Below are 21757 nucleotides of genomic sequence, written 5' to 3'. Positions count from 1 at the left end.
TGCCGCGTCACTCCGGATGCTCGGTTGCCATGGCTGGAGTGTGGGCGTTGGCAGTGACACCCGCCCGCAGATTTAACTGGACGCTGGGCTGCAGGTTTCTTTGGCAGTGTGGCGCTTCCGCAGCCCGCGTCAAGGGCGTTCCCTGTGGTTGGACGGTGGGGTGGTGCGCGAGTTACGCCCCGTGACACTCCCCATACCCCCGCCCCGACCCACACCAACAAACAGCCCCCCGCTGCGGCGGCCAAGCCACCGCCCGCCCCCGTGCCGCCAACGTCGTCGCATACTGCGGCAGCAGATCCGCGTCCGCTGGCGACGACCCCTCCGACGCTGCGAAGGCCTCGTACGACGGCACCGTCCCCGTCACGATCCCGAGGTTCGGAGTTCCCGAAGCCGCCAGCTCCCGCAGCGACGCCTCTATCGTCGCCAAGTGCGCCTCGTGGGACGGGTATTCGGCGGACAGCGTCGGGTAGTCCGACACCAGTTCCGCCAGTTCCGTCGTCGGCCAGTGCAGGACCGCCACCGGGAACGGGCGGGAGAGGGCCTCGCGGTAGGTGCCCAGTTCCGCGCGCAGGCGGGAGATCTCGGCCTCCAGTTCCGCGGGGTTGTCCGAGCCCAGGGACCAGACGCGCTTGGGGTCGTGGAGTTCGTCCAGGGAGACGGGGGAGGAGTGCAGGGTGTCGGCCAGCATGTCCCACTCGTCGTGGGCCACGCCCAGCATGCGGCGCACGCGGTGACGGCCGAAGAGCAGCGGGTGGGTGGAGTACGGGGGTTCCTGGACGTCCGCCAGGAGGAGACCCGCGCCCTCCGAGAACGTCTCCTGGGCCGCCTCCAGCTCGTCGTGCGATTCCAGGGCCTCGGCCACGATCACCCAGGGGGCCGGGTCGCGCGGGGCCGCCGCGCGGACGCCGTCGATGATCGCGCGGGCCTCGGCCTCATGGCCGTACTCCCACAGGTTCGAGGCCTTGAGGGCTCGTACCAGGTGGGGGTCGTCCAGAGTGTCGTTCGAGGACAGCAGGCGGTCGTAGAGCGCGGTCGCGGCGGGGCGGTCGCCGGACAGTTCCAGGTGGGCCGCGGCCTGCAGGAGCAGGGCCTCGGCGTCCTCGGGATACCGGCCGGCGGTCCGCTCCAGGCGTGCCGCTTCGGCGGTGTGGTCGACGTTCTCGGCAGGCGTGTCGGGGCGCATGGGGGACACCGTACTGCCGACGGGTGACAAAGGAGAGATATCCGCAGGCCAGCACCGATGGAGAAGGGGAGGAGAAGAGGCCGGGAGGCGGTGGGTGGAGACTGATCGCCATGCGTCTTGTCTTCTCCGGGCAGGTGATCGAGTGGCGTGGGCCCGCGCCGTACTACTTCGTCCCCGTGCCGGACCAGGAGTCCGAGGACATTCGGGAGGTGGCCGCCATGGCCACCTACGGGTGGGGGGTGATTCCGGTGGAGGCGCGGATCGGGGAGGTCGTCTTCGGTACGTCCCTCTTTCCCAAGGACGGCGGGTATCTGCTGCCGCTGAAGAACGCGGTACGCAAGCCGCAGGGGATCGCCGCCGGAGATGACGTGACCGTGGAGCTGACCGTCCAGCTGAAGTGAGGAGAGGGCGGGTACCGGCGGCCGTGCCCCCTCCCGTTCACTCCCGCTAGATCGTCACCCCGTCGATCTGCAACGTCTGCACCGCCTTCGCCGCGAACGGCACCGCCACCGTCTTCCCGCTCACGTACGTGTCCGAGTACGCCTTGTACTGGTCCCCGCCCGTCGTCACCGTGTTCCAGCGCGGTACCAGGCCGCCCGAACCGCCGGTCACCGTCGTGAAGTTGGCGAGGTTGAAGGTGAGGGTCTGGGCGGTGGTGGCGGTGTTGAGGGCGACGATGACCAGGCGCTTGGCGGTCGCGTCGTAGGCGGCCGTGGCGTAGCTGACGCCCGTGTCGAGGATCTTCATGCCGGGGCGCAGATGGCGGCTGAACTGGGCCATGACGTAGTACTTCGTCGTCACCGCGCCCGCCGCCAGCGTGTCCGCGTCGTACGCGATCATCGCCCAGTTTGAGGACGGGTCCATGACCTGCCAGTACACCCAGGCGGTGGGGTGGAGCCAGCGGAAGTCGTAGAGGAGGTTGAAGGCCATGGTGTAGCCGGTGCCGTCGTTGTCGCCGGTCTCCGAGTTCCACAGGGCCTTGCCGGCCGTCGTCACGACGTCCGTGTACAGCAGGTCCCTGCGCCCGCCCGAGCCCTGGTAGCCGTGGACGTTGACCCGGTTCACGTACCCCTTCGTCGTGGAGCTGAAGGAGTTCCAGGTGGTGCGGGCGAGGTCGTAGCTCGTCTCGTCGGAGGCGGAGATCTTCGTGGCCGTGAGGCCGCGGGTGTTCAACTCGCTTCGCAGATACGGCAGTACGGCCGACTGGACCGTCGCGTCCATGTGACAGCCCTCCTGCGTGCCGGTCGCCGTCCACCAGGAGGACGAGGGTTCGTTGAAGGCGTCGACCGTCGCGAAGTTCACGCCCCAGTTGTTCTTGGCGTAGAGGGCCACCGCGGCGAGGTGGGAGGCGTGCTGGCGGTAGTTCCAGGTCTGGAGGTTGTTGCCGCCGCCGGCCGCGCCGGACGGGTTGTGGTTGGAACACATCCACCACATGGGGGAGTTGGCGAACAGCTCGCTGGTCGCGCCGCGCGCGGTCGCCTTCACCAGCATCGCGCGCTGGTTCGCGTCCGCCGTCCAGTCCCAGGCCGCGGAGGTGGGGTCCTCGTTGTTCCAGTCCTGCCAGAAGCCCTCGATCTGCTTGAACCCGGGGATGTTCGGGGAGGCGACCATCGACTCGCCGTTCACCGCGTTCCAGCTGCACGCGCCCAGGTTGTACCGGGCGATGTTCAGGCCCAGACCGGGGAGCGAAGTGCCGTTGTACGTCGTCGACTTGGTGGTGAAGAAGATGTCGGCGAAGTCGTCCCGGGCGCCGAAGACATTGGCCCACCAGGCCAGGGAGGTGCCCCAGCCCTCCCAAGTCCCCCACGACGTGCCGGGGGTGACGGCGACGGTCGCGTCCGCGTGCGCGGTGCCGGTCGCCAGGGCGCTGCCCAGGAGGCCGCCGCCGGCTGCGGCCAGCAGGGTTCTGCGTCGGATCATTGCGGCTTCTCCGCTTCGCTCGACGAGCTGTCGACGGGCTGTCCCGTTCATGCCACGTCGAAGCATCGGGTGTGGTGCGTGGGGTTGTCGAGGGTTGCGACAGCCCTTTCTAAAACCTATGTACGAAGTCTCGAACCGCGCCCGGTCGCCGCTTGTGCCGCCGCCTGTGGCTGGTGACTTGAAGAGGTGGCGCCTATCGTGCGGGCGGCCCCGTCGAGGAGGTGTGAATCTGGATGCGCGTTCCCGTGGTGCAGCACGGCAGCCGGCGGCGGAGTGCGCGGCGCCGGCGGGTGTGGTGGGGCGGGGGTGAAGTCCTCGTCACCGTGGGGGTGGTGCTGCTCCTGCTCGTCGTCCACCAACTGTGGTGGACCAACCGGGAGGCCCGGCGCGGGGCCGAGCGGAAGGTGGAGGCGCTGGAGCGGGAGTGGGGAAACGGGGGCGGGTCGGGGGATGGAGGCGGCTCCGGTGATACGTCCGTCGCGCCCACGTCGCCGAGCGACGGGACCGGCGCCGGTGCCGGCGGCGCCGACGGTACTGATCGTCGTACCACCGACACCCGGCGATCCACGCCCAGTTGGTCCCAGGCCTACGCCATCCTCACCATCCCCCGCCTCGGCCTCCGCGTCCCCGTGGCCGAGGGTGTCGGCAAGCAGGACGTCCTCAACAAGGGGTACGTCGGCCACTACCCCGGCACCCAACAGCCCGGCCAGGCAGGCAACTTCGCCCTCGCCGGGCACCGCAACACCCACGGCGAGCCCTTCCGGTACATCAACCGGCTGCGGGCCAAGGACGTGGTGGAGGTGGAGACGGCCGGGGCGACCTACACGTACGTCGTGGACAAGACGCTGCCGCAGACCTCGGCGCGGGACTCCGGGGTCGTCCGGACCGTCCCGCGTTCCCTCGTGAAGCCCAAGTACGGGTACACGCAACCCGGTTACTACATCACCCTCACCACCTGCACGCCCGAGTACACGTCCCGGTACCGGCTGGTGGTGTGGGGGAAGCTGGTGTCGATGCGACCGCGGGCCGGAAGCCCGTAACCCGTAGAACCCGGAAGCCCGTAACCCGTAGAACTCGGAAGCCCGTAACCCGTAGAACTCGGACCCGCTCCTGAACGTCCGCTCATGAACGCCCGCCGCCGAACCGTCAGCCCCGCTCCCGCAGCGCCAGCACCGCCCCCACCGCGACGACCGACAGAACCGCCGAGACCACCATCGCCACATTCGTGCCGTGGCCCAGGCCGCCGCCCGAGGACGTGACGATGGCGATCGTCAGGGCGACGCCGGCGCAGGAGCCGATGTAGCGGAGGGTCTGCTGGGCGCCGGAGCCCATCGCGGCGCGGGCCGCCGGGACGGAGTCCACCGCCAGGAGGGGCAGCGCCGCGTTGAGGAGGCCGCTGCCGATGCCGCTGAGGATCAGTCCCGGGAGCAGGCGCTGCCAGGAGCCGGAGTCGATCGCGCCCAGCATGGTCAGGACGCCGGCCGCGTGCAGGGCGAAGCCGACGGCGAGTTGGGGGCGGGCCGGGACGCGGCCCGAGAGGCGCTTGGCCTGGAGGGCGACCGCGAAGGACAGGCCGGACCAGAGCAGGAGCAGCCACGCCGTGTCCATCCCGGACAGGCCGAGCGTCTGCTGGAACACGGTCGGCATGAAGCTGAACAGGCCGATCACCGCGAGCCCCGTGAACAGACCGCCCGCGGACGAGGCCAGGAAGGGCCGGTGGCGCAGCAGGGACAGGTCGATCATGGGGGTCGCCGTGCGGTGTTCCAGGCGGGTGAAGACGGCCAGCAGGGCCACGGCCGCGAGGAACAGCAGGCCCACCTGCGGACGCAGCCAGCCGTCCCGGCCCAGCGTGAGCGCGGCCACCAGCGCGACCAGTGCCAGCCCGAAGGTCAGGGCGCCCAGGATGTCCGGGCGGCCGCCCCGCGGTGACCGCGACTCCGTCAGCCGCCGGGTCGCCAGGCCCGCCACCAGCACCGCCGCCGCGCCCAGGACGACGTACGACACCCGCCAGTCGCCTATCGCGCCCGCCACCACCGGGCCCACGGCGATGCCGCCGCTGACGAACGCTCCCCACACGCCCGTCGCGTGCAGCCGTCCGCGCGGACTCGGGAAGGCGTGCACCAGCAGGCCCAGGCTGCTCGCCAGGACGGCCGCGCTCGCCGCGCCCTGCGCGACCCGGGCCAGCGTGAACAGCCAGGTGGAGGAGGCCAGGGCGCCCAGCGCCGTCGTGATGCCCAGCGTCAGCGTGCCGGCCAGGAAGATCCGCCGGCGGCCGTAGTCGTCGGCGAGGCTGCCGGCGACCAGGAGGAGGGCGGCGAGGCCCAGCGGGGTGCCGTTGATGAGCCACGCCTGCGCGGAGACCGCGGTGTGCAGGTCGGCCGCCGTGTCCGGGAGTGTGACCAGCGGCGCGGTGTACGTCATCAGGGCCACGGCCGTCGCCGCGCTGGTCAGGGCGAGGGTGGCCCGTGGGTGCGGGGGCGCCTCGGCGGCGGGCGGGGCTGGTGTAGGGCCGCTCGGCGCGTTGGCCGGTGTGTCAGTCGATGCGTCGGCCGATGTGTCGGCCCCCGTGAGGGTTCGTTCATTGAACCTTGCCATGTGGAGCACCGTAGCATCGTTGGTTCATTCATCGAACCAATACGTCGAAAAGTCGCTACAGTGGACGCCATGGCACTCGGCAAGGACTACGCGACCCAGGAGTGCTCACTCGCCCGCGCCCTGGAGGTCATCGGCGAGCGCTGGACACTCCTGGTGATCCGCGACGCCCTCTACGGCGTCCGGCGCTACAACGACTTCCTCACCCACCTCGGCATCCCGCGCGCGGTCCTCGCCGCCCGCCTCCAGATGCTGACGACGGAGGGGCTCCTGGAGAAGCGCCGCTACCAGCAGTCGCCGCCGCGCGACGAGTACGTCATCACCGAGCGCGGCATCGCCCTGTGGCCGACGGTCCGCTCCCTCGGCCGCTGGGGCCGCGAGCACTTCAGCGAGACCCAGCTGCGCCGCTTCGAGCACGTCGACTGCGGCACCGAACTCGGGCCGTACGGCGAATGCCCCGCCTGCGGAGGCGTCGTACCCGTCGCGGACGTCGTCATGGTGCCGGGCGCCGGCCTCGACCCGAACCCGACGGACCCGGTCGGCCGCGCACTCCTCAAGCCCAAGCGACTGCTGGAGCCGATCGAGACGGTTCCTGTATAACGGCAGGGAGAGCGGCAGGAGTTCGGTTCGTACGACGGATTTCGTACGAGGGATTTCGTACGAGGGATTTCGTACGACGGAAGGGGGAGGGCATGAGCAGGTACCGCGTGTTCCCGCGCCCCGCCTCCCTCGCCGCCCCCTTCTTCCCCTTCTTCCCCTTCTTCCTCGTCCTCCTGCTCCAGCTCGCCCTGCTCGACACCGGCAGTCTCACCGCGGCCGTCGCGCTCGCCGCCACCGCCGCGGTCGGTTCCGCGCTCGCCGCCTGCGCCCTGCTCACCGCGCGCTCCGCGCCCGCCGTACCGCCCACCCGGGTGCGTACGGCCATCCGCGACCGGGCCCGGCGTACGGCCTTCCTGCCGCAACGCGATCCCGACGCCAGGGGGCGCACCCGCCCCCGAGCCCCAGGACACGCCCTCCCGGCGACCGTCGCGTAGGGCAACTCCCTCATGTAGTCGCCCTCTTGGGTCGCCATGCCGCCATGTCCAGTTCCCGGCATGTCCCTCGGAGGGCTCAACCATGTCCGTTCTCTCAGCGTTCGCCCAGGTCGTCGAGCAACTCGCCGACCTGCTCCAGCCGTTGTTCGGCGCCACCGCGGCAGCCGCCGCGATCGTCCTGTTCACCGCCTTGGTACGGCTGCTCGTCCATCCCCTGTCCAGGGCCGCCGCGCGCGGGCAGCGGGCCCAGGCCCGACTCCGGCCGCAGCTCGCCGAGTTGCGCAAGCGGTACGCGAAGCAGCCCGAGAAGCTCCAGCAGGCGGTGCTCGACCTGCATGCCGAGGAGAAGGTGTCACCGCTGTCGGGGTGCCTGCCGAGCCTTCTGCAACTGCCGGCGTTCTTCCTGCTCTACCGGCTGTTCTCGACCGAGGGGGACGCCCTGCTGTCCCACCGGCTGTTCGCCGCGCCGTTGGGTGGGCGCTGGATGGACGCCCTTGATGCCGGCGGGCCGTTCGGGGCCGCGGGGCTCGTGTACGTCGGCCTGTTCGTGGTGGTCGCTGCCGTGGCCGGCTTCAACTACCGGCGCACCAAGCGGACGATGGACACGGACGGCCCCGCGGCGCTGAAGGTCATGCCGTACATGTCCTTCTTCACGCTCGTCACCGTGGCGGTGGTGCCGCTCGCCGCCGCGCTGTACGTGGTGACCAGCACGGCGTGGAGCGCGGTGGAGCGGGCCGTGCTCTACCGATGAGCCGCGCAGACCGTCGGCCGTCGGCCGGGGAAGGCTACGGTCCAGTACGTGAACCAGCTCTTGCATACCGCACGCTGAGCTTGGAGGATCGACCAGTCCTCCGATGGCTGCACCCATCGGTCGACCGCACGCGATCGAGGGAGATGGTGACGATGAAGCTGCTGCGAGTCGGTACGGCGGGAGCGGAGAAGCCCGCGGTGCTCGACGCCGAGGGGGTCCTGCGGGACCTCTCGGGGGTCGTGGCCGACATTGACGGGGCGGTGCTCGCCGACGGCGCGGCGCTCGGTCGGATCCGGGCCGCCGCCGAGGGCGGTGAGCTGCCCGCGCTGGACGCGGCGGGGCTGCGGGTCGGGCCGCCGCTCGCGCGGATCGGCAAGGTCGTGTGCATCGGGCTGAACTACCACGACCACGCCCGTGAGACCGGGGCCCAGCCGCCCGCCGAGCCCGTCATCTTCTTCAAGGCGGCGGACACGGTGATCGGGCCGCACGACACCGTGCTGGTGCCGCGCGGGTCGGTGAAGACCGACTGGGAGGTCGAGCTGGCGGTCGTCATCGGGCGTACGGCCCGGTATCTGGAGTCCGCGGAGGACGGGCTCGCGCATGTCGCCGGGTACGCGGTGGCGCACGACGTGTCCGAGCGGGAGTTCCAGATCGAGCGGGGCGGGACCTGGGACAAGGGGAAGAACTGCGAGACGTTCAACCCGCTCGGACCGTGGCTCGTGACGGCGGACGAGGTGCCGGATCCGCAGGACCTGTCGCTGAAGCTGTGGGTCAACGGGGAGCTGAAGCAGAACGGCACCACGGCCGAGCAGATCTTCCCGGTGGGCGAAGTCGTGCGCTACGTCAGCCAGTTCATGACGCTGTACCCCGGGGATGTCATCAACACCGGTACGCCGGCGGGAGTCGCCCTCGGACAGCCCGAGCCCAAGCCGTACCTGCGGGCCGGAGACGTGGTGGAACTGGAGATCGCCGGCCTGGGCAGGCAGCGGCAGGAGTTCACAGACGCGTAGGCGTTCCACTGGGTTGGCCGGGAAACAGCGGGTGGTGCGGGTGAGTTGTCGGCCGCAGGCCGTGCGTGGCTGGTCGCGCAGTTCCCCGCGCCCCTAAAAGCTGAAGCCCCGCCTCACTTCAGCAGGGCCGCCAGCCTGCGCCACGCCTCCCGCGGCAGGGTCTGGCGCGCGTTGCCGTCCACCACCTGGAGGGCCACATGGTCGGCCCCCGCCTGGTGGAAGGCGTCGACGCGCGCCCGGATCGCGTCGTCGTCGCCCCACGCGAACACCGCGTCGACCAGCCGGTCGCTGCCGCCGTCCGTGAAGTCGGCCTCCGTGAAACCGTGACGGAGGAAGTTGTTCGTGTAGTTGGGGAGCCCGAGGTAGGGGGCCAGGCTGCCGCGGGCGAGGGTGCGGGCACGGGTGGGGTCCGACTCCAGGACGACCTTCAACTCCGGGGCCAGCAGCGGTGATTGCCCCAGGATGGCGCGGGCGTGCGCCGTGTGCTCGGTCGTGACGAGGTACGGGACCGAGCCGGCCGCGCGCTCGCGGGTCAGCTTGAGGGACTTGGGGCCGAGGGCGGCGACGAGGCGGCGGTCGGCGGGGACGCCGGCCGTGTCCAGCGTGTCGAGGTAGGCGTTCAGCGCGGCGAGCGGGCGGCGGTAGCGGTCCGAGAGACGGGCGTGGCTGACGCCGAGGCCCAGGACGAAGCGTCCCGGGTGAGCGGCTTCCACGTCGGTGAACTCCGCGGCGGCCGACGCCGCTTCGGCCTGCCAGATGCTCTGGATGCTGGTGCCGACGGTGATCTTCGAGGTGACCTCGATCAACGGCTGGGCGTTACGGGCCGTGCTGTTGCTGCCGAGCCAGACGGCGCCGTAGCCGAGCTGCTCCAACTCGGCGACGGCCTCCGCGAGTTCGGCGCGCCGGCCGGGCTCCTCCGCACGCAGGCCGATGCTCCAGATGCCGTGGCGGCCGACGCGGTCCTTCAAGAAGTCGGTCATGGTCGCGGTCCCTCCGGTCGGTGAGCTCTACGGCGGTCCCAACCGGAGGGGGACCCTCGATAATCCCCGGACCTAACGAAGTGTCAGCCCGAGCGGGGTATCGGCCCGAATCGAGTGTCAGCGCTTGAGGAACTCCTCCAGCGCCTCCACCACCATCCGGTGGTCCTCGAGCTGCGGCAGCCCGCTCACCGTCACCGAGCCGACGACGCCCACGCCGTCGACGGTGATCGGGAAGGAGCCGCCGTGGGCCGCGTACTCGTCCGGGTCCAGACGGGAGGAGTCCTCGAACGTCGTGCCCTTGGCGCGGAACCGGGCGCCGACCAGGTAGGAGGCGCTGCCGTAGCGCTCCACCACCCGGCGCTTGCGGGCGATCCACGCGTCGTTGTCCGGGGTCGAGCCCGGCAGCGCCGCGTGGAAGAGCTGCTGGCCCGCGCGGTGGATGTCGATCGCGACCGGCGCCTGCCGCTCCCTCGCCAGGTCGACCAGGAGCGAGCCGAGCGCCCACGCGTCCTCGAAGGTGAACCGGCTGAAGACCAAGTGGCGCTCCTGCGCCTCCAGTTCCTCCAGCGGCGGGGTGATCTCCGGCTGGAACTTCGGCGTGATCCCGGTGTTGTGCGTCACAGCGTCACCGCCACTCCGTCGCGGGCCGAACGACGCGCCGCCTCCAGTACGTCGAGAGCGGCCGCCGCCTCCACCGCGGTCACCGGGTTGGCGCCGCCGTCGGTGAGGGCCCTGGTCACGGCCGCATAGTACGCGGAGTAGTCGCCGGGAAGGGTCGGTACGGGGGTGCCGCCGCCGGTCAGCGGGGACTCGCCGGAACCGAGCCGACCCCACAGCTCCTCGGGCTCGGTGCCCCAGTCGGCGGTGGTGTCGGGGCGCCTGCCCTCGCGCAGGGCGGCCTCCTGCGGGTCGAGGCCGTACTTGACGTAACCGGCCTTCGAGCCCAGGACCCGGAAGCGCGGGCCGAGTTGGGCGGTGGTCGCGGAGACGTAGAGGTGGGAGCGGACCCCGCTCGCGTGGGTCAGCGCGATGAAGGTGTCGTCGTCGGTCCGCGCGCCGTCGCGGCGGATGTCCGACTCGGCGTAGACCCGCGTGACCGGGCCGAAGAGGACGAGGGCCTGGTCGACGACGTGACTGCCGAGGTCGTAGAGCAGACCTCCGATCTCTGCCGGGTCGCCGGACTCGCGCCAGCCGCCCTTCAGCTGCGGGCGCCAGCGCTCGAACCGGGACTCGAAACGCCAGGCGTCACCCAACTCGCCCTCGGCGAGCAGCGCTTGGAGGGTACGGAAGTCGTTGTCCCAGCGGCGGTTCTGGAAGACGGAGAGCAGCAGGCCGCGCGCCTCGGCCCGGGCCGCCAGCTCGCGCGCCTCCGCGGCCGTGCCGGCGACCGGCTTGTCGACGACGACCGGGAGCCCGGCGTCGAGGGCGGCGGTCGCCAGCGGGACGTGCGTCTTGTTCGGCGACGCGATCACGACCAGGTCCAGGTCGGCCGCGCGGGCGAACAGCTCGTCGGGCGTGGCCGCGATGCCGACGCCCGGGAACTCGTCGCGGGCCTGCTTCTGCCGCTCCGGGTTCGAGGTGACCACCGTGTCGAGCGTGAGGCCCTCGGTGGCGGCGATCAGCGGGGCGTGGAAGACGGAGCCCGCGAGACCGTAGCCGATCAGGCCCACGCGGAGGGGAGTAGCGGTAGCAGTCATGCCCTCCACTTTCGCAACGCTGTTGCCAAAGTGCAAGCGCGGGGGAGAATGGGGGTGTGGACGGGGCGAGGAGTTGAAGAGCGGTGGGCCGGAGAGCGGCGCGGTGACCGGCGTGGGGAGCGCGGCCGGCGGTGGAGTGAACCTGCTCGCCCTGCGCAGTCACAACAGTGCCCTCGTACTGGACCTGCTGCGCACGGCCGGTGCCGACGGCATCAGCCGGCTCGAACTCGCCGAGCGCACCGGGCTGACCCCGCAGGCCGTCAGCAAGATCACGGCCCGGCTGCGCGACGACGGCCTCGTGACGGAGGCGGGCCGCCGCGCCTCCACCGGCGGCAAGCCGGCGACCGTACTGCGCCTGGTGCCGGAAGCGGGGCACGCCGTCGGACTGCACCTGGACCGCGACGAGCTGCGGGCGGTGCTGGTCGACCTGACCGGGGCCGTGGTGGGGGAGCGGCGCGCCTCGCTGGACCTGGGCGCGGGAGCGGAGGCGGTGCTGGGTGCCGTGGCGAGGGAGGCGGAGGCGCTGGTCGGGGGCGGTGGGTCCGTACTGGGTGTGGGGGTGGCCCTCCCCGGCCCCCTCGACCACACCAGCGGGGTCCTGCACCGCGTCACCGGGTTCCCCGAGTGGGACGGGTTCCCGCTGCGGGACGCGCTCGCGCGGCGGCTCGGGGTGGCGGTCGCCGTCGACAAGGACACGAACGCCGCCGCGCTCGGCCTCGCCGTCGGCGGTGAGCGCGGGTCCTTCGCCTACCTGCATCTCGGTACGGGGCTCGGGGCCGGCCTCGTCATCGGCGGCGCCGTGCACCGGGGCGCCCGCACCGGCGCGGGCGAGTTCGGGCATCAGGTCGTCCAGCTGGACGGGCCACTGTGCGGCTGCGGCAACCGCGGCTGCGTCGAGGCGCTGTGCCTGGCGGCGGTGGCGCGCGGCGACCTCGCGGAGGCGGCCCGCGTCCTCGGCACCGGCGCCGGCAACCTCGTCGCGCTGCTCGACATCGACTTCGTCCTGCTCGGCGGCCGTACCGTCACCACCGCCCCGGAACCTTTCGTACGAGGCGTACGCGCCGTCCTCGACGAACGCGCCCGGCGCGTGGGCGAGCCCCCGGTCCCGGTCCGAGCCGCCGCCGGCGAGGTGGCCGAGGGCGCGGCACAGCTCGTACTGGCACCGTTGTTCGGGCGCGCCGACGCGTGATGCCTACGGCGGTTCGGCAGGTGGGTGCGTGATGGATCCGGTGGTTCAGCAAGTGGGTGCGTGATGTCTTCGGGGGTACGGCAGGTGCCGGAGTGGGCCGGCATCCGCCGAACGAACGGATTTCCCCCCACCCCCGGAGCGCCGCCACCCAACACCCGCTTCCACCCGGCAGGGTCACCTGTCCATGCGACTGTGCACGCCTGTCCCCCTCTGCCTTGCAGCAGCCGCCACCCTCCTCTCCCTCTCCGCGGCACCACCGGCCGTGGCGGCCCCCACCTGCGCCGAAGCCTCCCGCTTCCCCCTCACCACCCGCATCCAGAACGGTCCCGCCACCTACGAAGCCGGTGGCGGATACGGCCTCTGGGAGGTGCGGCTCACCAACTCCACCGCCCGGACCTGCACGAACGTCCACCCGGTCGTCGTGCTCGTCGACGGGGCGCGGGCGTTGCGGCCGGCGCAGGCCCGGCTGGATTTCTACGAGGGGCAGCGGCCGCATCCCGTGCGGTTCGAGGTGAGTGACGAGGACGAGCTGGTCGGTGCCTTCGACGACGGGTTCGCGGGGTTCACCGTCGGCCCGCGCGGGACCGTCACCGTCAAGGTCAGGCTCGCGTTCACCTCGGACGCGGCGCCCGACGGAGTCACCGTGAACGCGGCCGTCGTCCAGCGGCACCACGAGGACGGCGACTGGGTCGGGCAGTCGAACGACTACCGGTTCGAGGTCGAGTCCGACCCGACGGCCTCCGACCCCACCGACTCCGCCTCCGACCCGGCCGCGTCCTCCGCCCCCGACTCCCGCCGCGACGAAGGCTTCCCCTTCACACCGGAAGCCGAAGAACTCGCCCGCACCGGCCTCGGCACCCCGCACCGGACCCTCGCGACCCTCGCCGCCCTCCTCACCGCCATCGGCACCCTGCTGCTGACCCGGAGGGCGCGGCGGCGCCGCTGATGCCGGTCGCGATGCCGCGGGGGTATCGCTGGAGCCGGCCGCGGGCCAGGGGCGTCGGCGGAGCCGGCTGCAGGGCGCGGGTGCAGCTGAAGCCGGCTGCGATGCGGTGCGGGTATCGCTGGAGCCGGCCGCGGGCCAGGGGCGTCGGCGGAGCCGGCTGCAGGGCGCGGGTGCAGCTGAAGCCGGTCGCGATGCGGTGCGGGTATCGCTGAAGCCGGCCGCAGGCCAGGGGCGTCGGTCGAGCTGGCCGCAAGGCGCGGGCACCGCTGAACCCGCTGCAAGGCGCGGGCATCGCTGAAGCCCGCTGCAAGGCGCGGGCATCGCTGAAGCCCGCTGCAAGGCGCGGGCACCGCTGAAGTCCGCCGCAAGGCACGCGCATCGTTGAAGCCGACGGCAGCCAACACGCACCGCCGAAGCATCCGGCCGGCTCCGTCTGCGACGATCCTCGTGTGGACTACCCGAACGACCAGGCCCCCGGCGCCCCCGTCCGCTCCGGCATCCCGGAGCACGGCCGGATCCCGAAGTACTACGCGGTGAAGGCGCGGATCGACCGGCTCGTCGGCGAGCTGGGGGAGGGCGGCACCATCCCCACCGAGCGCGATCTGTCCGAGCAGTACGGGGTCGCCCGCGAAACCGTCCGGCAGGCGCTGCGCGAGCTGGTGCTGGAAGGGAAGCTGCGCCGGCAGGGGCGCGGCACGGTCGTCGCCGGGCCCAAGCTCGCGCAGCCGCTCTCCCTCGCGAGCTACACGGAAGGCGTACGGCGACAGGGCCGCACCCCCGGCCGCAGCCTGGTCACCCTCGACCGCTTCCCCTGCCCGGCCGCCCTCGCCGCCGAGACCGGCCTGGAACGCGGCGAACCCGTCTGGCACCTGGAGCGCGTGCTGCTCGCCGACGAGGAACGGGTCGGCCTGGAGAGCACCTACGTAGCCGTCGCCCGACTCCCGCACCTGGACAGCGAGTTCGAGCCCGACTCCTCCTTCTACGCCTACCTCCACGAGCGCGGCATCGGCTTCGGCGACGCCGACGAGCGCATCGAGACCGTGCTGGCCACCCCGCGCGAGGCCCTCCTCGTCGGCACCCCGCCGGCCCTTCCGATGCTGCTGATCCACCGGATCTCCCGGGACACCGAGGGTCGCCCGCTGGAGCGGGTGCGGTCGCTGTACCGGGGGGACCGGTTCTCCTTCACCACGCATCTGCGCGGCTGAAAGCACCTCCCACCGCACCCGGTTGAGTATCACGAAAAGATAACGGGTCTAGCCCAAATGTGATGGCTCGTTCAGGCTCTCGTTGTCAGCCGGACCCTTCCGGTTCCCCGTGCGCGAGGAGCGTGACCGACGTGAGAGTGACAGTCGTAGGAGCAGGCGTGGTGGGCACCATGCACGCCTGGCAGGCAGTGGAACGCGGCCACGAGGTCGTGCAGATCGAGCGCGAGGCCGAGGCCCGCGGCGCCTCGCTGCGCAATTTCGGGCAGATCTGGGTGAGCGGGCGCGCGGGCGGGGAGGAGCTCGAAACCGCCCTGCGCGCACGGGAGTTGTGGGAGGACATCGGCGAGCGCGTGCCCGGGCTCGGGTTCCGGGCCAACGGGTCACTGACCCCGCTGCGCGGTGCGTACGAACTCGCCGTCGCCGAGGCCGCCGTGGCCCGCGCCGACTCCGCCGCCCGGGGACACAAGCTGCTCACGTCCGGCGAGGCCCGCGCCCTCAACCCCGCCCTGCGCGGTGCGTTCGACGCCGCCCTGTACTGCGAGCGGGACGCGGCCGTCGAACCCCGTACCGCCCAACTCGCCCTGCGCGCCGAGCTGTCGAAGTCCCCGAACTACACCTTCCTGCCAGGACGCGAGGTCCGTGACGTGGTCGGCCCCGGTGCCGTCCGCGACGACCACGGCGACGTGCACACCGCCGACGCCGTCGTGCTGTGCACCGGCGCCTGGCTCGGCGGCCTGGTGCGGGAGCTGGCCGGGCCCGAACTGCCCGTGCGGCGCGTGCGGTTGCAGATGATGCAGACCGAGCCGCTGGGCGAACCGCTCACCACCTCGGTCGCCGACGCAGACAGCTTCCGCTACTACCCGGCCTACGCCTCGCCGGCCCTGGACGCGCTCAACTCCCGGCAGCCGCAGGCCCCGACGGCCGCCGAGCACCGTATGCAACTGCTGATGGTCCAGCGCGCCGACGGCGGCCTCACCATCGGCGACACCCACGAGTACGAGCATCCCTTCGCCTTCGACACCCTCGAAGACCCCTACGACCACCTCACCGAGGTCGTCGAATCCCTCCTCGGCCGCCCGCTCCCCAAGGTCCGGCGCCGCTGGGCCGGGGTGTACGCGCAGTGCACCGAACCGGGCCGGGTCGTGCACCGGCAGCAGGTGCGCGACGGGGTGTGGCTGGTGACCGGGCCCGGCGGGCGCGGCATGACCTGCTCGCCCGCCATCGCCGAAACGACCGCGAACGAACTGGGCTGGTGACACCCCTCATGACTGAAACGAACTACGACATCCGTCTCGTCGTCCTCGACATGGCCGGCACCACCGTCGCCGACGGCGGCCTCGTCGAGCAGGCCTTCACGGCGGCGGCCCACCACCTGGACGCCGACCCCGACGAGATGATCGGCTACGTCCGCGCCACCATGGGCGAGTCCAAGATCTCCGTCTTCCGGCACCTGTTCGGCGAGGAGGCCAAGGCGCAGGAGGCCAACAAAGCCTTCGAGGCGGCGTACGCGGAACTCGTCGACGGTGGCCGGGTCGCCGCCCTGCCGGGTGCCCGCGAGACCATCGAGACGCTCAAGTCCCGTGGTCTCACGGTGGTGTTGACGACCGGCTTCGCGCGCACCACGCAGGACGCGATCCTGGCCGCGCTCGGCTGGCAGGACCTCGTGCCGCTCACGCTGTGCCCCGCCGACGCCGGGGGCCGGGGGCGGCCGTACCCGGACATGGTCCTCGCCGCGTTCCTGCGGACGGCGGCCGCGGACGACGTACGGCAGATCGCGGTCGTCGGCGACACCTCGTACGACATGCTCAGCGGGGTCCGTGCCGGGGCGGGTCTGGTCGCCGGTGTGCTGACCGGCGCGCACGACGCGGACGCACTGCGGGCGGCCGGGGCGACCCAAGTGCTGGACGGTGTGGGGCAGTTGCCCGGAGTGCTCGCATGACCAGCGGCATCCGCTTCGACTCCGTCACGGTCGCCTACGACCGCACCGTCGTCCTCGACGCCCTCGACCTCAGCGTCGAACCGGGCGAGGTGATGGCGCTGCTCGGGCCGTCCGGGTCCGGCAAGACCACCGCGCTGCGGGCGGTCGCCGGGTTCGTACGGCCCGTCTCCGGGCGGGTGTTCCTCGGCGACCGGGACGTCACCGACCTGCCGCCGTACCGGCGGGGCATCGGGATGGTCGTCCAGCAGTACGCCCTCTTCCCCCACCTGCGCGTCGAGGACAACGTCGCTTTTGGGCTCAGGGCCCGGCGGATCGCCCGCGACGAGATCCGGACGCGGGTCGGTGAGGCGCTGGAGATGACCGGCATGGCGGCCTACGCCCGTCGGCATCCGCGGGAGTTGTCCGGCGGCCAGCAGCAACGGGTCGCGATCGCACGGGCGTTGGCGATCCGGCCGGAGGTGCTGCTCCTGGACGAGCCGCTCTCCGCGCTCGACGCACAGCTGCGGTCCGGGATGCTGGCCGAACTCGCGCGGCTGCACCGGGAGTTGCCCGACGTGTCGATCCTCTACGTCACCCATGACCAGGTGGAGGCGCTGACCTTGGCGGATCGGATCGCGGTGATGGATCGGGCCCGGCTTCAGGACTGCGGGACGCCCCAGGAGCTCTACCGGGTGCCGAGGACCGAGTTCACGGCATCCTTCGTGGGCAACGCCAACCTGTTGCCGGTGACCGTGGGGGACGCGGGCGCACGGTTCGGCGAGATCGATATCAAGGCCGACACGAGCGGTGCGGCGCCGGGTGCGCGGGCCACGCTGTGTGTCCGGCCGCATCTCGTCGGACTGGGCGAGGGTCCCAACCGCCTGACCGGAACCGTGCGCGAGATCCAGTGGCGCGGTCCCACCCACCGCCTGTACGTCGAGGTGGAGGGTCACCGAGTGATGGCGGACCTGCGGGAACTGAGGAACCCACCAGCCCTCGGGGACCGTGTGACCCTGCACTTCGCCCCGGAAGACGCGGTGCTGCTGGCCGCAGGAGTTCGCGATGACTGAGGTGGTTCGTCGGCCGCGGGCTGTTCGTGGCTGGTCACGCCCGCGCCGCGGTAGCCGCAGATCAAACACAGTCCCGCGCCCCTGGGTGGGTGTCCTGCCGCCCGTTGCCTTGCTCGGCCTGTTCTTCCTTTACCCCCTTGCCCTCGTCGTGCAGCAATCTTTCAAGCCCGACTCCGGCGGGACCTCCCTCCAGCCCTACGCCGATGTCTTCGCGTCGGAAGCCTTCCGGCACGCGCTCTGGACCACCGTCTGGATCGCCGTCTCGTCCACCGTCGGATGTCTCGTCCTCGGGTTCGCGCTCGCTCTGGTCATCGCGTTCGTGCCGTTCCCGGGGGCGAAAGCCGTCGCGCGGTTCATCGACGTGTATCTGTCCTTCCCCTCGTTCCTCATCACGCTGGCCCTGCTGTTCATCTACGGCACGACCGGCGTCATCGGGTCCTTCCAGTTCCTGACCACGCCCTGGGGCGTACTGCTCGCCGAGGTCACCTACTTCACGCCCTTCGTGATGCGCCCGCTGCTCGCCGCGTTCTCGCAGCTCGACACCGCGCAACTGGAGGCCGCGTCCAGCCTCGGTGCCCGCGCGCCCCGCATCGTCCGGCAGGTGATCCTGCCGGAGGCGCTGCCCGCGCTCGCCGCCGGCGGGAGTCTCGTACTGGTGCTGTGCCTGAACGAGTTCGGGATCGTCCTCTTCACCGGCGCCAAGGGGGTCACGACCCTCCCGATGCTCGTCTACAGCAAGGCGATCCTGGAGTCCGACTACCCGGGCGCCTGTGTGGTCGCCGTCGTCAACGTCCTGATCTCCGTGGGTCTTTACGGCCTCTACCGGGTGGTGAGCCGTCGTGCTGGTGCATAGCCGCGGGGCCAAGTGGGCGGTGTGGGCGGTGTTCGCCGTGCTCTTCCTGCCGCTGTTCGCCCTGCCCCTCCTCGTCGTCCTCGGCGCCTCCTTCGCCACCCACTGGTCCGGCGTCCTGCCCGCCGACCTGACCACCGCCAACTACCGCACCGCCGCCCGCGGCGAGGCCCTCCAGGCGCTCACCACCAGCCTGGTCACCGCCCTCACCGCGAGCCTTCTCGCACTGGCCGTCGGCACCTGGGCCGCGCTGGCCGGGGCGACCCTGAGGAAGGGCCAACGCCGGTTCCTGGACGCCCTGTTCGTGCTCCCGGTCGCCGTGCCGTCGGTCGTGGTCGGACTGTCGGTCCTCGTCGCCTTCTCCAAGCCGCCGCTCCTCCTCAACGGCACCCGGTGGATCGTGATCCTCGCCCACACGGTGCTGGTGACCGCGTTCGCGTACCAGTCGGTCTCGGCGGCGATCACCCGTCTCGACCCGGCCTACGAGCAGGCCGCCGCCTCCCTCGGCGCCCGGCCCGCCTACGTGCTGTGGCGGGTCCGGCTGCCGCTGCTGCTGCCCTCGCTGACGGCCGCCGCCGGCCTCTGCTTCGCCCTGTCCATGGGGGAGTTGAGCGCCACGATGATGCTCTATCCGCCGGACTGGACCCCGTTGCCCGTCCTCATCTACGCGGCCACCGACCGCGGCGCCCTCTTCACCGGCTCCGCCGTCGCGGTCGTCCTCATGGCGGCGACCCTGATCGCCCTGTTCGCCGTCTCCCGCATCCGCAACCGAGCTTCGTACCGCTGATCCGGAACCGCTGATCCAACACCCGTACCCACGCAAGGAGTCAGCCTCGCCATGCCCAGAAACGCGCTCAAGATCTCCGTAGCCCTCTCCCTCCTCGCCACCCCGCTCCTGTCCGCCTGCGGTGGCACCTCGGCCGCCTCCGACGAGAAGGTCGTCACCGTCTACAGCGCCGACGGCCTCAAGGGCGAGAACGGCGACGGCTGGTACGACACCGTCTTCAAGGACTTCCAGAAGCAGACCGGCATCAAGGTCGAGTACGTCGAGGGCGGTTCCGGCGAGGTGGTGCAGCGCGTCCTGCGGGAGAAGAGCAACACGCAGGCCGATGTGCTGGTCACCCTCCCGCCGTTCATCCAGCAGGCCGACGGCAAGGGCCTGCTCCAGAAGTACGAGCCGAAGGGCGCCGAGTCGGTCGGCGGCGCCGACAAGGCCGCCGACGGGACGTGGACCTCCGTCGTCAACAACTACTTCGCCTTCGTCTACGACAAGGGGCAGTTGAAGCAGGCGCCCACGACCTGGGACGAGCTGCTCGACGGCCGGTACAAGGACAAGCTCCAGTACTCGACCCCGGGTGTCGCCGGTGATGGAACCGCCGTACTGATCAAGGCGATCCACGACTTCGGCGGCAAGGACGCGGCCCTCGCCTATCTGAAGAAGCTCCAGTCCAACAACGTCGGCCCGTCCGCCTCCACCGGCAAGCTCGCCCCCAAGGTCGACAAGGGCGAGCTGCTGGTCGCCAACGGCGATGTCCAGATGAACTACGCCCAGTCCAAGACCATGCCGAACCTCGGCATCTGGTTCCCGGCGAAGGCGGGCGGCAAGCCGACCACGTTCGCGCTCCCGTACGCCGCCGGCCTCGTCACCAAGGCGCCGCACAGCGCGAACGGCAGGAAGCTCCTCGACTTCATGCTCGGCCGCGCGGCCCAGCAGCAGGTCAGCGAGATCGGCGGCGGCTTCAGCGCCCGCACGGACGTCAAGGCCGTCGACGCCAACGCCGTCGCGCTGACCAAGCTGATGGCCGGCGTGGAGATCTTCACGCCGGACTGGAACGACATCGACGAGAACCTCACGTCGTACGTCGAGGACTGGAAGTCCGCGACCGGCAGCTGACGGCGGACTGGGCGGAGTCCTGACTTGCGGCAAGGCCTAGGCTGGGGGCGTCGGCACGGCGCGGTACCGGCGCCCCCCGCCTCACGCTCGTACGCAACGCCAGGAGACACGCACATGGCAGACCGCAGGCCCATCGAGTCCTGGCTCACCGACATGGACGGTGTGCTCATCCACGAGGGCGTGCCGATCCCCGGCGCCGACTCCTTCCTGAAGAGGCTGCGCGAGTCCGGCAAGCCCTTCCTGGTGCTCACCAACAACTCGATCTACACCCCGCGCGACCTGCACGCCCGGCTGCGCCGCATGGGCCTGGACGTGCCGGTCGAGTCGATCTGGACCTCGGCCCTGGCCACCGCCCAGTTCCTGGACGACCAGCGGCCGGGCGGCTCGGCGTACGTGATCGGCGAGGCGGGCCTGACCACCGCCCTGCACGACATCGGGTACATCCTCACCGACCACGAGCCGGACTACGTCGTCCTCGGCGAGACCCGCACGTACTCCTTCGAGGCCATGACCAAGGCGGTCCGGCTGATCGACGCCGGCGCCCGTTTCATCTGCACCAACCCGGACGAGACCGGGCCCTCCGCCGAGGGCGCGCTGCCGGCGACCGGCGCGGTGGCCGCGCTGATCACGAAGGCGACCGGCAAGCAGCCGTACTTCGCCGGCAAGCCGAACCCTCTGATGATGCGCACCGGGCTCAACGCGATCGGCGCCCACTCCGAGACCAGCGCGATGATCGGCGACCGCATGGACACCGACGTGCTGGCCGGCATGGAGGCCGGGATGCAGACCTTCCTCGTCCTCACCGGCCTGACCCGGCCGGAGCAGATCGAGGACTTCCCGTACCGGCCGTCCAAGGTCGTCGACTCGATCGCGGACCTCGTCGACCGGATCTGAAACCCCGGCGCACCCGTACGGAGCAACAGGACCCCGCTGAGGATGCGGGGGCCGCTCCCGAGGAGGAGTCTCCAGATATCTGGAGGTTCACGATGGGTTCAGCAAAGGTCACTCTCGGTGCGGCCGCGGTACTCGTGGCCGTCCTCACCCCGACGGCGTACGCGCAGGACGGCGGCATCGCGATCCGCCCGGCCTCCCCGGCTCCGGGCGCTGATGTCGCCGTACGTGTGGACGGCTGTGGGCAGCGGACGGCGACGGCGGTCTCCGCGGCCTTCGTCGCGGACGCGAAGCTGACCGGCACCGGCGGCACACTCGTCGGGGAGACCCGCGTCCGTTCCGCACTGAGCGCCGGCAGCTACGACGTGAAGGTCACCTGCGGCGACACCGAGCGCAAGGGCAGGTTCACCGTCGGCGGCGGTACGGCGGAGCCCACCGCGCCCGCGTCGCCCGTCGCCCCCGTCCACGCGGGCGGTGGCGGCACCGCGCACCTCGCCGCCGTGGACGCCGACGCCCGGGCCGCCGGGCCCGGTACGGCGCAGGCGGTGACCGGTCTCGTGCTGGCCGGCATCGCCGTCGCGGCCGTGGCGCTGCTCGGCGCCCGCCGGAGCCGCGGAACGGGCTGAC

At 71.5% G+C, this 21757-nt stretch carries 23 protein-coding genes; 17 read left to right on the top strand and 6 right to left on the bottom strand.

Annotation, left to right across the window (positions count from 1 at the left end; translation table 11 throughout):
* Positions 1-172: 172 nt before the first annotated feature.
* Positions 173-1183 carry an SEC-C domain-containing protein gene (locus tag ACIP6U_RS36845; protein WP_401726961.1) on the bottom strand — a complete coding sequence of 337 codons (1011 nt, stop codon included), beginning with the start codon at positions 1181-1183 and terminating at the stop codon, positions 173-175.
* 110 nt (positions 1184-1293) lie between these two features.
* Between ACIP6U_RS36845 and ACIP6U_RS36840 the strand changes: the two genes are divergently transcribed.
* A complete protein-coding gene (locus ACIP6U_RS36840) occupies positions 1294-1584 on the top strand; it encodes a DUF1905 domain-containing protein (protein WP_401726960.1) in 291 nt (96 codons plus the stop codon).
* A 46-nt stretch (positions 1585-1630) separates the two neighbouring features.
* Here ACIP6U_RS36840 and ACIP6U_RS36835 read toward each other — a convergent pair whose 3' ends face one another.
* Positions 1631-3103, bottom strand: a complete 1473-nt coding sequence (locus tag ACIP6U_RS36835; protein ID WP_401726958.1) for a beta-1,6-galactanase — start codon at positions 3101-3103, stop codon at positions 1631-1633.
* A 233-nt stretch (positions 3104-3336) separates the two neighbouring features.
* Between ACIP6U_RS36835 and ACIP6U_RS36830 the strand changes: the two genes are divergently transcribed.
* A complete protein-coding gene (locus tag ACIP6U_RS36830; RefSeq protein ID WP_401726957.1) occupies positions 3337-4143 on the top strand; it encodes a class E sortase in 807 nt (268 codons plus the stop codon).
* Positions 4144-4249: 106 nt separating this feature from the next.
* Here ACIP6U_RS36830 and ACIP6U_RS36825 read toward each other — a convergent pair whose 3' ends face one another.
* On the bottom strand, positions 4250-5698 hold the full coding sequence (locus ACIP6U_RS36825; protein ID WP_401726955.1) for an MFS transporter: 1449 nt from the start codon (positions 5696-5698) through the stop codon (positions 4250-4252).
* 69 nt (positions 5699-5767) lie between these two features.
* Here ACIP6U_RS36825 and ACIP6U_RS36820 point away from each other — a divergent pair, with 69 nt between their 5' ends.
* From ACIP6U_RS36820 to ACIP6U_RS36805, 4 genes are all read left to right on the top strand, one after another.
* Positions 5768-6295: a winged helix-turn-helix transcriptional regulator gene (locus tag ACIP6U_RS36820; protein ID WP_401726954.1), complete on the top strand. Its 528-nt coding sequence runs from the start codon at positions 5768-5770 to the stop codon at positions 6293-6295.
* A gap of 92 nt (positions 6296-6387) precedes the next feature.
* A complete protein-coding gene (locus ACIP6U_RS36815) occupies positions 6388-6729 on the top strand; it encodes a DUF6412 domain-containing protein (protein WP_401726953.1) in 342 nt (113 codons plus the stop codon).
* Between the two features lie 82 nt (positions 6730-6811).
* On the top strand, positions 6812-7480 hold the full coding sequence (locus tag ACIP6U_RS36810; protein WP_401726951.1) for a YidC/Oxa1 family membrane protein insertase: 669 nt from the start codon (positions 6812-6814) through the stop codon (positions 7478-7480).
* Positions 7481-7632: 152 nt separating this feature from the next.
* Complete coding sequence (locus ACIP6U_RS36805) at positions 7633-8490, top strand: fumarylacetoacetate hydrolase family protein (RefSeq protein WP_401726950.1); 858 nt, start codon at positions 7633-7635, stop codon at positions 8488-8490.
* Positions 8491-8603: 113 nt separating this feature from the next.
* On the opposite strand, the gene ACIP6U_RS36800 is transcribed toward ACIP6U_RS36805, so the two are convergent.
* The 3 genes from ACIP6U_RS36800 to ACIP6U_RS36790 form a co-directional block, all read right to left on the bottom strand.
* On the bottom strand, positions 8604-9470 hold the full coding sequence (locus ACIP6U_RS36800) for an LLM class F420-dependent oxidoreductase (RefSeq protein ID WP_401726948.1): 867 nt from the start codon (positions 9468-9470) through the stop codon (positions 8604-8606).
* A gap of 117 nt (positions 9471-9587) precedes the next feature.
* Complete coding sequence (locus tag ACIP6U_RS36795; RefSeq protein WP_401726946.1) at positions 9588-10091, bottom strand: heme-degrading domain-containing protein; 504 nt, start codon at positions 10089-10091, stop codon at positions 9588-9590.
* The gene (locus ACIP6U_RS36790; RefSeq protein ID WP_401726944.1) at positions 10088-11167 is read right to left on the bottom strand and encodes a Gfo/Idh/MocA family oxidoreductase; all 1080 of its coding nucleotides are present in this window, start codon (positions 11165-11167) and stop codon (positions 10088-10090) included. The genes ACIP6U_RS36795 and ACIP6U_RS36790 overlap by 4 nt, the downstream gene beginning before the upstream one ends.
* 73 nt (positions 11168-11240) lie before the next feature.
* On the opposite strand from ACIP6U_RS36790, the gene ACIP6U_RS36785 reads away from it, so the two are divergent.
* The 11 genes from ACIP6U_RS36785 (at position 11241) to ACIP6U_RS36735 (ending at position 21756) form a co-directional block, all read left to right on the top strand.
* Positions 11241-12356, top strand: coding sequence for an ROK family protein (locus tag ACIP6U_RS36785; protein WP_401726943.1), 1116 nt, complete (start codon positions 11241-11243; stop codon positions 12354-12356).
* Positions 12357-12540: 184 nt separating this feature from the next.
* The gene (locus ACIP6U_RS36780; RefSeq protein ID WP_401726941.1) at positions 12541-13302 is read left to right on the top strand and encodes a hypothetical protein; all 762 of its coding nucleotides are present in this window, start codon (positions 12541-12543) and stop codon (positions 13300-13302) included.
* Positions 13303-13751: 449 nt separating this feature from the next.
* Complete coding sequence (locus tag ACIP6U_RS36775) at positions 13752-14507, top strand: GntR family transcriptional regulator (RefSeq protein ID WP_401726939.1); 756 nt, start codon at positions 13752-13754, stop codon at positions 14505-14507.
* 131 nt (positions 14508-14638) lie between these two features.
* Positions 14639-15763 (top strand): TIGR03364 family FAD-dependent oxidoreductase, encoded by a 1125-nt coding sequence (locus ACIP6U_RS36770; protein WP_401726937.1) that lies wholly within the window; start codon positions 14639-14641, stop codon positions 15761-15763.
* 8 nt (positions 15764-15771) lie between these two features.
* On the top strand, positions 15772-16446 hold the full coding sequence (locus ACIP6U_RS36765; RefSeq protein ID WP_401726935.1) for a phosphonatase-like hydrolase: 675 nt from the start codon (positions 15772-15774) through the stop codon (positions 16444-16446).
* Positions 16443-17495, top strand: a complete 1053-nt coding sequence (locus ACIP6U_RS36760) for an ABC transporter ATP-binding protein (RefSeq protein ID WP_401726933.1) — start codon at positions 16443-16445, stop codon at positions 17493-17495. The genes ACIP6U_RS36765 and ACIP6U_RS36760 overlap by 4 nt, the downstream gene beginning before the upstream one ends.
* Positions 17488-18348 (top strand): 2-aminoethylphosphonate ABC transporter permease subunit, encoded by an 861-nt coding sequence (locus ACIP6U_RS36755; protein ID WP_401726932.1) that lies wholly within the window; start codon positions 17488-17490, stop codon positions 18346-18348. Before ACIP6U_RS36760 ends, ACIP6U_RS36755 begins: the two co-directional genes overlap by 8 nt.
* Positions 18335-19132: an ABC transporter permease gene (locus ACIP6U_RS36750; protein ID WP_401726931.1), complete on the top strand. Its 798-nt coding sequence runs from the start codon at positions 18335-18337 to the stop codon at positions 19130-19132. The genes ACIP6U_RS36755 and ACIP6U_RS36750 overlap by 14 nt, the downstream gene beginning before the upstream one ends.
* 51 nt (positions 19133-19183) lie before the next feature.
* The gene (locus ACIP6U_RS36745; RefSeq protein ID WP_401726929.1) at positions 19184-20239 is read left to right on the top strand and encodes a 2-aminoethylphosphonate ABC transporter substrate-binding protein; all 1056 of its coding nucleotides are present in this window, start codon (positions 19184-19186) and stop codon (positions 20237-20239) included.
* 114 nt (positions 20240-20353) lie between these two features.
* Positions 20354-21133: an HAD-IIA family hydrolase gene (locus ACIP6U_RS36740; RefSeq protein ID WP_401726928.1), complete on the top strand. Its 780-nt coding sequence runs from the start codon at positions 20354-20356 to the stop codon at positions 21131-21133.
* 92 nt (positions 21134-21225) lie between these two features.
* Entirely contained in the window at positions 21226-21756 is a 531-nt protein-coding gene (locus ACIP6U_RS36735; protein WP_401726926.1) for a hypothetical protein, read from the top strand.
* The last annotated feature ends 1 nt before the right edge of the window (position 21757 follow it).

Source organism: Streptomyces sp. NPDC088794 (genome assembly GCF_044750545.1).
In the GTDB taxonomy this organism is placed as follows: Bacteria; Actinomycetota; Actinomycetes; order Streptomycetales; family Streptomycetaceae; genus Streptomyces.
This window is presented reverse-complemented; position numbering and strand designations above follow the sequence as displayed.